The sequence below is a fragment of the Pseudomonas sp. B611 genome, assembly GCF_055407965.1.
The window spans coordinates 610,576-624,307 of sequence record NZ_JBUZST010000001.1 but is presented as its reverse complement, the minus strand read 5'-3'; the positions used below and the strand labels follow the sequence as shown (position 1 = coordinate 624,307).

Annotated in this window: 13 protein-coding genes; 10 read left to right on the top strand and 3 right to left on the bottom strand. The window is 61.9% G+C overall.

The window, feature by feature from the left end; translation table 11 throughout:
- Positions 1-8: 8 nt before the first annotated feature.
- Together dapC and ACZRMO_RS02935 are read left to right on the top strand one after the other, a co-directional pair.
- The gene (gene dapC / locus ACZRMO_RS02940) at positions 9-1,208 is read left to right on the top strand and encodes a succinyldiaminopimelate transaminase (RefSeq protein WP_463971853.1); all 1,200 of its coding nucleotides are present in this window, start codon (positions 9-11) and stop codon (positions 1,206-1,208) included.
- 98 nt (positions 1,209-1,306) lie between these two features.
- The gene (locus tag ACZRMO_RS02935; RefSeq protein ID WP_463971852.1) at positions 1,307-2,038 is read left to right on the top strand and encodes a M12 family metallopeptidase; all 732 of its coding nucleotides are present in this window, start codon (positions 1,307-1,309) and stop codon (positions 2,036-2,038) included.
- Here the strand turns inward: ACZRMO_RS02935 and ACZRMO_RS02930 are convergent.
- A complete protein-coding gene (locus tag ACZRMO_RS02930; protein ID WP_463971851.1) occupies positions 2,028-3,671 on the bottom strand; it encodes a Na+/H+ antiporter in 1,644 nt (547 codons plus the stop codon). The genes ACZRMO_RS02935 and ACZRMO_RS02930 overlap by 11 nt on opposite strands.
- Positions 3,672-3,885: 214 nt before the next feature.
- Here ACZRMO_RS02930 and ACZRMO_RS02925 point away from each other — a divergent pair, with 214 nt between their 5' ends.
- The 4 genes from ACZRMO_RS02925 (at position 3,886) to ACZRMO_RS02910 (ending at position 6,996) form a co-directional block, all read left to right on the top strand.
- Entirely contained in the window at positions 3,886-4,248 is a 363-nt protein-coding gene (locus tag ACZRMO_RS02925; RefSeq protein WP_207039812.1) for an ArsC family reductase, read from the top strand.
- 33 nt (positions 4,249-4,281) lie between these two features.
- A complete protein-coding gene (gene dapD / locus ACZRMO_RS02920; RefSeq protein WP_463971850.1) occupies positions 4,282-5,316 on the top strand; it encodes a 2,3,4,5-tetrahydropyridine-2,6-dicarboxylate N-succinyltransferase in 1,035 nt (344 codons plus the stop codon).
- 64 nt (positions 5,317-5,380) lie between these two features.
- Positions 5,381-6,586, top strand: coding sequence for an aminotransferase class V-fold PLP-dependent enzyme (locus ACZRMO_RS02915; RefSeq protein WP_463971849.1), 1,206 nt, complete (start codon positions 5,381-5,383; stop codon positions 6,584-6,586).
- A complete protein-coding gene (locus tag ACZRMO_RS02910) occupies positions 6,583-6,996 on the top strand; it encodes a SufE family protein (protein WP_463971848.1) in 414 nt (137 codons plus the stop codon). Before ACZRMO_RS02915 ends, ACZRMO_RS02910 begins: the two co-directional genes overlap by 4 nt.
- Positions 6,997-7,112: 116 nt before the next feature.
- On the opposite strand, the gene tcdA is transcribed toward ACZRMO_RS02910, so the two are convergent.
- Positions 7,113-7,922, bottom strand: coding sequence for a tRNA cyclic N6-threonylcarbamoyladenosine(37) synthase TcdA (gene tcdA / locus ACZRMO_RS02905; RefSeq protein WP_026136540.1), 810 nt, complete (start codon positions 7,920-7,922; stop codon positions 7,113-7,115).
- 217 nt (positions 7,923-8,139) lie between these two features.
- Here tcdA and ACZRMO_RS02900 point away from each other — a divergent pair, with 217 nt between their 5' ends.
- The 4 genes from ACZRMO_RS02900 (at position 8,140) to ACZRMO_RS02885 (ending at position 13,372) form a co-directional block, all read left to right on the top strand.
- Positions 8,140-10,731 carry a glycosyltransferase gene (locus ACZRMO_RS02900; protein WP_463971847.1) on the top strand — a complete coding sequence of 864 codons (2,592 nt, stop codon included), beginning with the start codon at positions 8,140-8,142 and terminating at the stop codon, positions 10,729-10,731.
- 254 nt (positions 10,732-10,985) lie between these two features.
- Complete coding sequence (gene dapE, locus ACZRMO_RS02895) at positions 10,986-12,137, top strand: succinyl-diaminopimelate desuccinylase (RefSeq protein ID WP_463971846.1); 1,152 nt, start codon at positions 10,986-10,988, stop codon at positions 12,135-12,137.
- Positions 12,137-12,946, top strand: coding sequence for a putative RNA methyltransferase (locus ACZRMO_RS02890; RefSeq protein WP_463971845.1), 810 nt, complete (start codon positions 12,137-12,139; stop codon positions 12,944-12,946). Before dapE ends, ACZRMO_RS02890 begins: the two co-directional genes overlap by 1 nt.
- A gap of 48 nt (positions 12,947-12,994) precedes the next feature.
- Positions 12,995-13,372: a hypothetical protein gene (locus ACZRMO_RS02885; RefSeq protein WP_017734665.1), complete on the top strand. Its 378-nt coding sequence runs from the start codon at positions 12,995-12,997 to the stop codon at positions 13,370-13,372.
- 112 nt (positions 13,373-13,484) lie between these two features.
- On the opposite strand, the gene ACZRMO_RS02880 is transcribed toward ACZRMO_RS02885, so the two are convergent.
- Entirely contained in the window at positions 13,485-13,694 is a 210-nt protein-coding gene (locus ACZRMO_RS02880; protein ID WP_017738302.1) for a cold-shock protein, read from the bottom strand.
- Positions 13,695-13,732 lie beyond the last annotated feature (38 nt).

Here is a 13,732-nt window from a genome sequence, read left to right as displayed (position 1 = left end):
AGGCTTACATGAACAACGCCCTGAACCAGCTGCAGCCCTACCCGTTCGAGAAACTGCGCGCCCTGCTCGGCAGCGTCACGCCAAACTCGGCCAAGCGCCCGATTGCGTTGTCCATCGGCGAACCCAAGCACAAATCCCCGGAGTTCGTGGCCAAGGCCCTGGCCGACAACCTCGACCAGATGGCTGTGTACCCGACCACCCTGGGCATCCCGGCCCTGCGCGAGGCCATCGGCGCCTGGTGCGAACGCCGTTTCAGCGTACCCAAGGGCTGGCTCGACCCAGCGCGCAATATCCTGCCGGTCAACGGTACCCGTGAGGCGCTGTTCGCCTTCACCCAGACCGTGGTCAACCGTGGCGACGACGCGCTGGTGGTGAGCCCGAACCCGTTCTACCAGATCTACGAAGGCGCCGCGTTCCTCGCCGGGGCCAAGCCGCATTACCTGCCGTGCCTGGACAGCAATGGCTTCAACCCGGACTTCGACGCCGTGTCGCCGGACACCTGGAAACGCTGCCAGATCCTGTTCCTGTGCTCCCCCGGCAACCCGACCGGCGCGCTGATCCCGGTCGAAACCCTGAAAAAACTCATCGCCCTGGCCGACGAATACGACTTCGTCATCGCCGCCGATGAGTGCTACAGCGAACTGTACTTCGACGAACAAACCCCGCCGCCCGGCCTGCTGAGTGCTTGCGTGGAACTGGGCCGCGAGGACTTCAAGCGCTGCGTGGTGTTCCACAGCCTGTCCAAGCGCTCCAACCTGCCGGGCCTGCGCTCCGGTTTTGTGGCCGGCGACGCCGACATCCTCAAGGCCTTCCTGCTGTACCGCACCTACCACGGCTGCGCGATGCCGGTGCAAACCCAGCTGGCCAGCATCGCTGCCTGGCAGGACGAAGCCCACGTATTGGCCAACCGCGACCTGTACCGCGAGAAATTCGACGCCGTACTGGCCATCCTCAAGCCGGTGCTGGACGTACAGAGCCCGGACGGTGGTTTCTACCTGTGGCCAAATGTGAAGGGCGACGATGCCGCGTTCTGCCGCGACTTGTTCGTGGAAGAGCACGTGACCGTGGTGCCAGGCTCTTACCTGTCGCGGGAAGTGGACGGTTTCAACCCGGGTGCCGGGCGTGTGCGCCTGGCGCTGGTTGCGCCGTTGGCGGAGTGTGTGGAAGCGGCGGAGCGGATTCGCGACTTTATTCAACGTCGCCGCTAAACACGGGCTTACAAACCCTCGCGGCCCGATCGGAACTTTCCTGCGACTGGGGCGAATAAATCCATACATTCGTCCTCATTCGTCGCAGGAAGGAACTTATGATCAGCAGCACCCCACCTCCCGTTTTGCCCTACAGCCCTCTTGCCTCGTCCGCCGAAAATACTGCCGAGCCCACCCAAGCCCTTTCCAGAAGCCGACGCAATATTGGCGAGCCCGCTAAATACTGGCCCCAAAACAGCACCATTAAAATCGCCATGTACGAGTACGACATGAACGATGAATACGTGTTGGCCGTTAAAAAAGCCGCCAGCGAATGGCTGCCCCACATCAATCTCAAGTTCGAGTTTGTACCTGGAGACGAAGGCGACGTTCGTATCACACAGAACATGCTTGACGACCAGAGTGGCACCTCCGCCGTAGGAACGGACGCACTCGACGACCCTTACAACCCTACGATGTCACTGCCCAAGGACCATAGACACCCCAGGTTCCAGTATGTGGTGATGCATGAATTCGGCCATATGCTCGGCGCTCATCATGCTCATCAACACCCCGATGCCAATATCCCGTGGGATATGGACAAAGTCCATGAAGAGTACAAGCGCATCTATGGGATGGACCGGAAGAGGGTGCAAAACGACGTACTCCCCCTACCTCGCTCCAGTCAATACGACTATCAGCCCTACGATGGCGACTCGATCATGCACTATGAAATCAGCTCCAGTGCCACGCACGGAGAGTGGGCCCAGTCTGAAACCTGGTCCCTGAGCGAAGGAGACATCGCCTGGGCAAAAAAGGCCTACCCGAAATCGACAACCGCTATTTCTTGAGCCCCAGGTTCGCCTCGCTCATATCCAGCTCCGCCAATACCTCCCGCAGCACGTCATCCCCAATCTGGTGATGCCGGCTCAAGCTATACAACTCCAGACGCTGTGCCCGCAGGGCCTTGAGGCGCAACTTGCGCTCAAGCACGTCCATCTGCTGCGCCAGCGCCTGGGCTTCGGCCGAGTCGTTGAACACGTCCAACTGATGGCGATATTCCGACATCAAGCGTGCCTTCAACTCGGCCGCCAATGCTGCCTGGGCGGCGTCCTGGGTTTCGGCTTCAGCGGGCTCCTCGGTCTCCAGGGCATGGATCGCGGCCACGGCGGTTTTCTTCCAGGCCTCGCGAACCTCGTTGTGGCGCTTCTCATCAGGGCTCTTTTCGATGCCACGCAATAGCAACGGCAAGGCGATACACGCCGCGATCAGCGACAACAGGATTACGCCGGCCGCGATAAAGATCAGCAAGTCACGTTCGGGAAAGTCCTGCCCCGGCGCCAACAGCAACGGCACCGACATCACACCGGCCAACGTCACCGCACCGCGCACACCCCCGACGGTCAACAGCCAGCAAGAGCGCGCAGTCGGCACCAGCGTCAGCTCTCCTTTGCCCCGCAGCCTGCGCAGCAGGCCCGACAGTCGCCAGATGCTCTGAACCCAGATAAAGCGCAGCACCAGCAACACCAGGAAGATTGCCACCACGTCCAGGCAGCGATAAAACAACGCCGGCCACAACGTCGGCTCATGGCTCACCACCGCCTTGATGATGTCCGGCAGTTGCAGGCCCAGCAGCAGGAAGATCAAGCCGTTGAAGGCAAACTCCAGCAGCGACCAGACACTACGGTTAAGCAAGCGCGTACTGGTCTGGCGCGGCAGCAGGTCGAGCCAGCTTTGCATCATGCCCGCCGCCACAGCCGAGAGAATCCCCGATGCGCCCAAACGCTCAGCCAGCACATACGCGGCGAATGGCAGCAGCAACATAAACACTACATGCGTCGCCGGGTCGTCCCAACCACGGGCGATCATCCAGGTGCGCAAACGGCCTACCAGCCAGCTCAGCGCCACGCCAACGGCCAGGCCACCGACCGCCACCAGCACAAAGGTGAGGCTGGCATCCGCCAGAGAGAACACCCCGGTCAACGCCGCCGCCAGGGCGAATTTGAAGGTCACCAGGCCCGAAGCATCATTCATCAAGGCCTCGCCCTGGAGCATATGCATCAGCGGCGTGGGCAAACGATTCTGGGAAATGGCCGACACTGCCACGGCATCCGTCGGCGACAACACGGCCGCCAGGGCGAAGGCTACCGGTAGCGGGATCGTAGGCAATATCCAGTGAATGAAGTAGCCGGCGCCGACCACGGTGAACAGCACCAACCCCACCGCCAATGTCAGGATTGGCCCGCGCAGCCGCCACAATTCGCGCTTGGGCATGCGCCAACCATCGGAAAACAACAACGGCGGCAGGAACAGAAACAGGAACAACTCCGGGTCCAGCGCCACATGCAGCCCCAGGGTAGGCCAGGCCAGCAAGGCACCTGCGCCGATCTGCACCAAGGGCAAAGGCAACGGTATGACACGCCCGACCAGACGCGAAACGCTGACCAGCATCAGCAGGATAAGAACGGTGTAGGCGGTTTGCATAACGCGGGGTTCCCGGACAATCGACTTGCGAAGACACACTTGAGGCAACGACTGGCCGTTGAAGTGCCATATTCCCCGGCTATATTACTGGCCTGGCGCGCGCCTGGCATTTGCACATAAGTCGCACGCCGGCATGACGAGCGGCACCACAGGCCGCCGGTCGTGGCATAATCCGTGACCTTTCGTTTCCGTTGGTCCAAAGGGGGGCAATTCCTTGACCGCTTCAAGCAAAACCTTGCACCTTTTCGGCATCAAAGCCTGCGACACCATGAAAAAGGCTCGCACCTGGCTCGATGAGCACGGGCTGAGCTACGAGTTCCACGACTACAAAACGGCCGGTATCGACCGCGAACACTTGACCCAATGGTGCAATGAGCACGGTTGGCAGGTGGTTTTGAACCGTGCGGGCACCACCTTTCGCAAACTCGAAGACGAACGCAAAGCCGATCTCGATCAGTCGAAAGCCATTGAATTGATGCTCGCACAACCCTCGATGATCAAGCGCCCGGTGCTCGATCTCGGTGACAGAACCCTGATTGGCTTCAAGCCAGATAGTTATTCGGCGGCCCTCAAGTAGGCCAGCCCTTTCCATTTTTGTAGAGGTAACAGCATGTCCAATTCCCTGTTCAGCCTGGGCTTCGGCGTCGGCACTCAGAACCGCCAAGGTGCTTGGCTGGAAGTGTTTTACGCGCAACCGCTGCTCAACCCTTCGGCTGACATCGTCGCGGCTATCGCGCCGATCCTCGGCTACACCGAAGGCAACCAGGCGATCACCTTTACCATCAGCCAAGCGCTGCAACTGGCCGATGCGCTCAAGAACGTCGACGCCACCCAAGCCGCGCTGCTCAATCGCCTGGCTGAAAGCCACACCCCGCTGGTCGCTACCCTACTGGCCGAAGACGCCGCGCTGACCTCTACGCCTGAGGCCTACCTCAAGCTGCACCTGCTCTCCCACCGCCTGGTCAAGCCCCACGGCCTGAGCCTGGCCGGTGTATTCCCGCAACTGCCAAACGTCGCGTGGACCAGCCAGGGCGCCATCGACATCAGCGAACTGGCCGAACGCCAGCTGGAAGCGCGCCTGCGTGGCGAGCTGCTGGAAGTGTTCTCGGTGGACAAGTTCCCGAAAATGACCGACTACGTGGTCCCGGCTGGCGTGCGTATCGCTGATGCCGCGCGTCTGCGCCTGGGCGCCTACGTGGGCGAAGGCACCACCGTGATGCATGAAGGTTTCGTCAACTTCAACGCCGGCACCGAAGGCCCGGGCATGATCGAAGGCCGCGTGTCGGCTGGCGTGTTCGTCGGCAAAGGCTCGGACCTGGGCGGCGGCTGCTCCACCATGGGCACCCTGTCGGGCGGTGGCAACATCGTGATCAAGGTGGGCGAAGGCTGCCTGATCGGCGCCAACGCCGGTATCGGTATCCCGTTGGGCGACCGCAACACCGTGGAATCGGGCCTGTACGTCACCGCCGGGACCAAGGTCGCGCTGCTGGACGAGCAGAACCAACTGGTCAAGGTGGTCAAGGCGCGCGAGTTGGCCGGCCAGCCGGACCTGCTGTTCCGCCGCAACTCCGAGACCGGTGCCGTGGAGTGCAAAACCCACAAATCGGCGATCGAACTGAACGAAGCGCTGCACGCTCACAACTAAGCAGCCACTCGATGCCACTAGCGGGCCCCGCTCCTGGGGCTCGCTTATACGAGTCTTGAACACCATGCTAGTGCCCTCTCCCTGGCGCGCCGATTTCCCGGCCATCGCCACCCTGCAACGGCAAGACCAGACCTACCTGGACAACGCCGCCACCACGCAAAAACCCCAGGCCCTGTTGGATGCCATCAGCCATTACTACGCCAATGGCGCAGCCAATGTGCACCGTGCCCAGCATTTGCCGGGTGCCCACGCGACCCAGGCTTTCGAAGACAGCCGCAACAAGGTCGCCCAGTGGTTGAACGCAGGTGACAGCGGGCAGATCGTGTTCACCCACGGCGCAACCTCTGCGCTAAACCTCTTGGCCTATGGCCTGGAGCATTTATTCAATGCGGGCGATGAGATTGTCATCAGCGCCCTGGAACACCACGCCAACCTGCTGCCCTGGCAGCAATTGGCCAAACGCCGCGCCCTGGAACTGGTGGTATTGCCCCTTGGCGATGACGGCGTGATTGACCTCGCGGCCGCCGCCGAGCTGATCGGCCCACGCACGCGCCTGCTGGCCGTGAGCCAGCTGTCCAACGTGCTCGGTGCGTGGCAGCCGCTGCAAGCGTTGCTCGCCCTGGCCCAGCCCCACGGCGCCCTGACGGTCATCGACGGCGCCCAAGGCATCGTCCATGGTCGCCACGACGTACAGGCCCTGGGCTGCGACTTCTACGTATTTTCCAGCCACAAGCTCTACGGCCCGGACGGTGTCGGCGTGCTGTTTGCTCGCAACGAGGCCCTGCATCACCTGCGCCACTGGCAGTTTGGCGGCGAGATGGTGCAACAGGCCGATTACCACAGCGCGAGCTTTCGCCCCGCACCACTGGGTTTCGAAGCCGGCACGCCGCCGATTGCCAGCGTTATCGGGCTGGGCGCTAGCCTGGATTACCTGAGTTCGCTGAATCAGCCGGCAGTGATCGCCCATGAAGCCGCGCTGCATGACTACCTGTTGCGCGGGCTGAAAGCGCGCAATGGCGTGCGGGTGTTGGGCTCGCCCCAGGTAGCGCTGGTCAGTTTTGTGGTCGATGGCGTACACAACGCCGACCTTGCGCACCTGCTCACTGAGCAAGGTATTGCGGTACGCGCGGGTCATCACTGCGCGATGCCGCTGCTCAAGGCCATGCATTTGTCGGGGGCAATCCGTGTGTCCCTGGCGTTGTATAACGACTCCGACGACCTGGAACGCTTTTTTGAAGCGCTGGACCAGGCGCTGGATATGTTGCGATGAGCTTGCCCGTTGATGCGATGAATGCGCTTGAGGCGTTCCAGGCCGTCGGTAGCTGGGAGCAGCGCGCGCGGATGCTGATGCAATGGGGTGAGCGCATGCCTGCCCTGCCCGCTGAAGACAAGGTCGAGGCCAACCTGGTGCAGGGCTGTGAAAGCCTGGTGTGGCTGGTGGGGCGTTTGCAGGAGGGGCATTGGCAGTTTGCTGCTGCCAGCGATGCAAGGTTGATTCGCGGGTTGGTGGCGTTGTTGCTGGTGCGGGTGAATGGGTTGTCGGCTGCCGAGTTGCAGGCGGTGGACTTGCCCGACTGGTTCAATCAATTGGGGCTTTCCCGTCAACTGTCACCGTCGCGCAGCAATGGCCTGAATGCAGTATTACAGCGCATGCGAGCGTTGAGCCATACACAAAACTAAATGTGGGAGCGGGCTTGCTCGCGAAAGCGGTGGGTCAGTGAATACATCTTTGGCTGATACACCGCATTCGCGAGCAAGCCCGCTCCCACATTTTGAATTGTGCACGGTTCTGTAACCTAGGCAGGTTTAACCCGCTCTGAAGGCCGTCGCACTCCAGCCACAATCTTGTCCACCGCCTTGGTCGCCGCCACCATGCCAAAGCTGGCCGTGACCATCATCACCGCGCCAAACCCACCGGCGCAGTCCAGCTTCACCCCATCGCCGACAAAACTCTTCTGCAAGCAAATGCTGCCATCCGGCTTGGGATAACGCAGTTGCTCGGTGGAAAACACACACGGCACGCTGTAGTGGCGGGTCACGGTGCGCGAGAAACCATAATCACGGCGCAGGGTGGAGCGCACTTTCGACGCCAGCGGATCGTTGAAGGTACGGTTCAGGTCACACACCTGGATCAACGTCGGGTCGATCTGCCCACCGGCGCCGCCCGTGGTGATGATCTGGATCTTGCGGCGCTTGCACCAGGCGATCAGCGCGGCCTTGGCATTCACCGCGTCGATGCAGTCGATCACGCAATCAATATCTGGCGTGATGTACTCGGCCATGGTGTCGCGGGTGACGAAGTCCGCCACCGCATGCACCGTGCAATCCGGGTTGATGCCACGCAGGCGCTCGGCCATGACCTCGACCTTGGGTTTGCCCACGGTGCTGTCCAGCGCATGCAGCTGACGGTTGCTGTTGCTGACGCACACGTCATCCAGGTCAAACAGCGAAATCTCGCCCACACCGCAACGGGCGATGGCTTCCGCCGCCCAGGAGCCCACGCCGCCGACGCCAACGATCGCCACATGGGCCGCTTTCAAGCGTTCCAGGCCTTCAATGCCATACAAGCGGGCGACGCCTGCAAACCGTGGATCTTCTGTGCTCATGACCATTACCCCAAAAACCGGCGCGCATTATGGGCTACACGGCGACAAGTTTTAAGCTACAAGTTACAAGTTAAGAACTTAGATGGGCTTTCGCTGACTAACGTCCGGCTTTTCTCTGTCTGCTGTACGCTCAGGGAAGCGCCGGTGTAGGATGCGCGCCGTTCGGCGCAGGCCGACACCTCTTTTCGTTCCACACCCTTTGGAACCCGAAATAGCCATGGCATCGCGTAAATTTGGACTCAACCTGGTGATCGTGCTGGCAATCGCCGCACTGTTCACCGGTTTCTGGGCGCTGATCAACCGCCCGGTCACCACCCCCAACTGGCCTGAACAGATCTCCGGTTTCTCCTACTCGCCGTTCCAGCAAGGCCAGTACCCGCAGAAAAACCAGTTCCCGACCGACGACCAGATGCGCCAGGACCTGGCGATCATGAGCAAGCTGACGGACAACATCCGTACCTACTCGGTTGATGGCACCCTGGGCGACATCCCCAAGCTCGCCGAAGAGTTCGGCCTGCGCGTGACCCTGGGGATCTGGATCAGCCCGGACCTGGAACGCAACGAGCGGGAAATCCAGCGCGCCATCGAAATCGCCAACAACTCGCGCAGTGTGGTGCGGGTTGTGGTGGGTAACGAAGCTGTATTTCGTAAGGACATCACCCCGGAAGCACTGATTGTGCTGCTGGATCGGGTGCGCGCGGCCGTCAAAGTGCCGGTCACCACATCCGAGCAATGGGACATCTGGGAAAAGAACCCACAACTGGCCAAGCACGTCGACCTGATCGCCGCGCACATCCTGCCGTTCTGGGAATACATTCCGATGGAAAAGGCCGGCCAGTACGTACTCGACCGCGCCAAGGACCTGAAAAAACTGTTCCCGAAAAAGCCGCTGCTGCTGTCGGAGGTTGGCTGGCCGAGCAACGGTCGCATGCGCGGTGGCAATGAAACGTCCCCGGCCGACCAGGCGATTTACCTACGCACACTGGTGAATAAACTCAATCGCCAGGGCTACAACTACTTTGTGATCGAGGCCTTCGATCAGCCGTGGAAAGTCAGCGATGAAGGCTCGGCCGGCGCCTACTGGGGCGTATTCAACGGCGCGCGCCAGCAGAAATTCAACTTTGAAGGGCCGGTCGTCGCGATCCCGCAATGGCGCGTACTCGCCATCGGTTCGGTGGTGCTCGCCCTGCTGTCGCTGACCCTGCTGATGATCGACGGCTCGGCCCTGCGCCAGCGTGGCCGCACCTTCCTGACCTTTATCGCGTTCCTCTGCGGTTCGGTGCTGGTGTGGATCGGTTACGACTACAGCCAGCAATACAGCACCTGGTTCAGTGTCACCGTGGGTATCCTCTTGGCGCTCGGCGCCCTCGGCGTGTTTATCGTCTTGCTGACCGAAGCCCATGAGTTGGCGGAAGCGGTGTGGACCCACAAGCGTCGGCGTGAATTCCTGCCGGTTGAAGGGGACTCGGACTACCGTCCGAAGGTGTCGATCCACGTGCCGTGCTACAACGAGCCACCGGAGATGGTCAAACAGACCCTCGACGCCCTGGCCGCCCTCGATTACCCGGACTACGAAGTCCTGATCATCGACAACAACACCAAAGACCCAGCCGTTTGGGAACCGGTGCGCGACTACTGCGAAACCCTCGGCCCGCGCTTCAAGTTCTTCCACGTCGCGCCCCTGGCCGGTTTCAAGGGTGGCGCGTTGAACTACCTGCTGCCGCACACCGCCAAGGATGCCGAAGTGATCGCGGTGATCGACTCGGACTACTGCGTGTCGCCCAACTGGCTCAAGCACATGGTGCCGCACTTCGCCGACCCGAAAATCGCCGTGGTGCAGTCGCCGCAGGACTACCGCGACCAGAACGAAAGCACCTTCAAGAAGCTCTGCTACGCGGAATACAAAGGCTTCTTCCATATCGGCATGGTCACCCGCAACGACCGTGACGCGATCATCCAGCACGGCACCATGACCATGACCCGTCGTTCGGTGCTCGAAGAACTCGGCTGGGCCGACTGGTGCATCTGTGAAGACGCCGAACTCGGCCTACGCGTGTTCGAGAAAGGTCTGTCGGCGGCGTATTACCACGACAGCTACGGCAAGGGCCTGATGCCGGACACCTTTATCGACTTCAAGAAACAGCGTTTCCGCTGGGCCTACGGTGCGATCCAGATCATCAAGCGCCACACCGCCAGCCTCTTGCGCGGCAAGGACACCGAGCTGACCCGTGGCCAGCGCTACCACTTCCTCGCGGGCTGGTTGCCGTGGGTGGCGGACGGCATGAACATCTTCTTCACCGTGGGCGCGCTGTTGTGGTCGGCGGCGATGATCATCGTGCCGACGCGGGTCGATCCGCCGCTGCTGATTTTCGCGATCCCGCCGTTGGCGTTGTTCGTGTTCAAAGTGGGCAAGATCGTGTTCCTGTACCGTCGCGCCGTGGGCGTGAACCTCAAGGACGCGTTCTGCGCGGCCCTGGCTGGCCTGGCGTTGTCCCACACCATCGCCAAGGCGGTGCTGTATGGCTTCTTCACCAGCAGTATTCCGTTCTTTCGCACACCGAAAAACGCGGATAACCACGGCTTCTGGGTCGCGATTTCCGAAGCCCGCGAAGAAATGTTCATCATGCTGCTGTTGTGGGGCGCCGCGCTGGGGATCTACCTGGTGCAGGGCCTGCCGAGCAATGACATTCGCTTCTGGGTGGTGATGCTGCTGGTGCAGTCGCTGCCGTATGTGGCGGCGTTGATCATGGCGTTCCTGTCGTCGTTGCCGAAACCTTCGGTAGCTGCGGAGCCCGCACCCGCTGCGTAAAAACTTGCGCAATGCACTAAACGGCGGCCTCTGGCCGCCGTTTTGCTATAAGATAACGGCCGTTTTGCAAGACTTGGCCTGTGCCAATGCCTTATGTGCAACAGGGCTTTTGTGGGAGCGGGCTTGCTCGCGAACGCGGTGTGTCAGCCACACATTCATTGACTGATACACCGCATTCGCGAGCAAGCCCGCTCCCACATTGGACCTGCGCCACTTTACGTCCTGCGCCCAATACACGCTCCCGGAGTTTTCCCATGACGGCCCATGCCGACCTTTCGCCGACCCTTCAACTTGCCATCGACCTGATCCGTCGCCCCTCGGTGACGCCGATCGACGCCGATTGCCAGAAGCTGATGATGCAGCGCCTGGGCGACGCCGGTTTTGCGCTTGAGCCGATGCGCATCGAAGACGTGGACAACTTCTGGGCCACCCACGGCAAGCACGAAGGCCCGGTGCTGTGCTTCGCCGGTCACACCGACGTGGTCCCCACCGGCCCGGTGCAGGCCTGGCAGAACGACCCGTTCGACGCGTTGATCGACGACAACGGCATGCTCTGCGGCCGTGGTGCAGCAGACATGAAAGGCAGCCTGGCAGCCATGCTGGTGGCGGCCGAGCGTTTCGTCAGCGACTACCCGGACCACAAGGGCTCGGTGGCCTTCCTGATCACCAGCGATGAGGAAGGCCCGGCGCACCACGGCACCAAGGCCGTGATCGAACGCCTGGCCGCGCGCAAGGAGCGCCTGGACTGGTGCATCGTCGGTGAACCATCAAGCACCACGCTGGTGGGCGATGTGGTCAAGAACGGCCGTCGCGGCTCCCTCGGCGCTACCCTGACCGTGCGCGGCGTGCAAGGCCACGTGGCCTACCCGCATCTGGCGAAGAACCCGATCCACCTGGCCGCACCGGCCCTGGCCGAACTGGCCGCCGAGCATTGGGACGACGGCAACACCTTCTTCCCGCCGACCAGCTTCCAGATCTCCAACCTGAACTCCGGCACCGGCGCCACCAACGTGATTCCCGGTGACCTGACGGCGGTGTTCAACTTCCGCTTCTCCACCGAGTCCACCGTCGAAGGCCTGCAACAGCGCGTCGCGGCGATCCTCGACAAGCACGGCCTGGACTGGCATGTGGAGTGGGCGCTGTCGGGCCTGCCGTTCCTCACCGAACCGGGCGCGTTGCTGGATGCGGTCTCGGCCAGCATCAAGACGATCACCGGGCGTGAAACCAAGGCGTCCACCAGCGGCGGCACCTCGGATGGGCGTTTCATCGCCACCCTCGGCACCCAGGTGGTTGAGCTGGGTCCGGTCAACGCAACGATCCATCAGGTCAACGAACGCATTCTGGCCAGCGACCTCGATGTGCTGACTGAAATCTACTACCAGACCCTGATCAAGTTGCTCGCCTGATGCTCGCTTGCCCCATTTGCAGCGCCCCGCTCAACGCGGTGGACAATGGCGTCGCGTGCCCCGCCGGGCACCGTTTCGACCGCGCGCGCCAGGGTTACCTGAACCTGTTGCCGGTGCAGCACAAGAACAGCCGCGACCCGGGCGACAACCTCGCCATGGTCGAGGCACGCCGCGACTTCCTCAACGCCGGGCACTACGCCCCGGTGGCCAAGCGCCTGGCCGAACTGGCCGCTGAACGTGCCCCGGCGCGCTGGGTGGACATCGGTTGTGGCGAGGGTTACTACACCGCGCAAATCGCCGACGCCCTGCCCCGGGCGGACGGCTACGCGCTGGACATCTCCAAGGAAGCGGTCAAGCGTGCGTGCAAGCGCAACCCGGCGCTGACCTGGTTGATCGCCAGCATGGCCCGCGTGCCGTTGGCCTCAGGCAGCTGCCAGTTCCTGGCCAGCGTGTTCAGCCCACTGGATTGGGAAGAGGCCAAGCGCCTGCTCAGCCCAGGTGGCGGCTTGATGAAAGTAGGCCCGACCAGCGGCCACCTGATGGAACTGCGCGAGCGCCTGTACGACGAAGTGCGCGAGTACACCGACGACAAGCACCTGGCCCTGGTGCCGGACGGCATGAGCCTGGCCCACAGTGAAACCCTGGAGTTCACCCTGAGCCTGGCCGAGCCCAAAGACCGCGCCAACCTACTGGCCATGACCCCCCACGGCTGGCGCGCCAGCGCCGAGCGGCGCAGCGAAGTGATCGAGGCGGCCGAGCCGCTGTCCGTCACCGTGTCGATGCGCTACGACTATTTCGTGCTTCAATAACCGACTTTTCCGCGAATGGATTTTCGAATCCCGCAACGAGGAACATCCATGCGCCAACCCGATATCGAGATTTACCTGAAGGACGCCGACGTCGACTACAAAGCCGTCGCCGCCTGGCTGGGTGCCGCCCTGGGCCCGTGCACCGACTGGGTCCAGAAAGGCCAGACCTACAAGTGCAAGGCCGGCAACGTGCCCGTCACCTGGCTGCCCAAGGCTGTAGGCAAATGGAACAGCCTGTACCTGGAAAGCGACCAGACCCCGTGGGACGACGACATCGCCTGCGCCCGCGCCGCGTTTGCCGCGCTGAACGTCGAAGTGCGCTGCGCGCCGGGGACGTGGGTTGAGGAAGAGGGTGAGGAAAGCGCTGATACCTGGATTCGGATCAGCGAAGACGGTGAAGAACAGATCACCTGGAAAACCGCCTGAAGATCGTTCCTACGCTCCGCGTGGGAATGCAGCCAGGGGCGCTCTGCGCCCCACAGTGTGACGCGGAGCGTCACTAGAGGCATTCCCACGCAGAGCGTGGGAACGATCAGCCTTACAGGCCCACCACATCCTCCGCCTGCAACCCCTTTTCGCCGGTCACCACGGCGTATTCCACCTGCTGGCCTTCGGCCAACGAGCGGTGGCCGTCACCGCGAATGGCGCGGTAGTGCACAAACACATCCTTGCCATCATCACGCTGAATAAACCCATAACCCTTTGCATCGTTGAACCACTTCACATTGCCGGTTTCGCGCGTTGCCATCTGTTTAACTCCCACATGCTTTTTATTGTTGAGTCGCT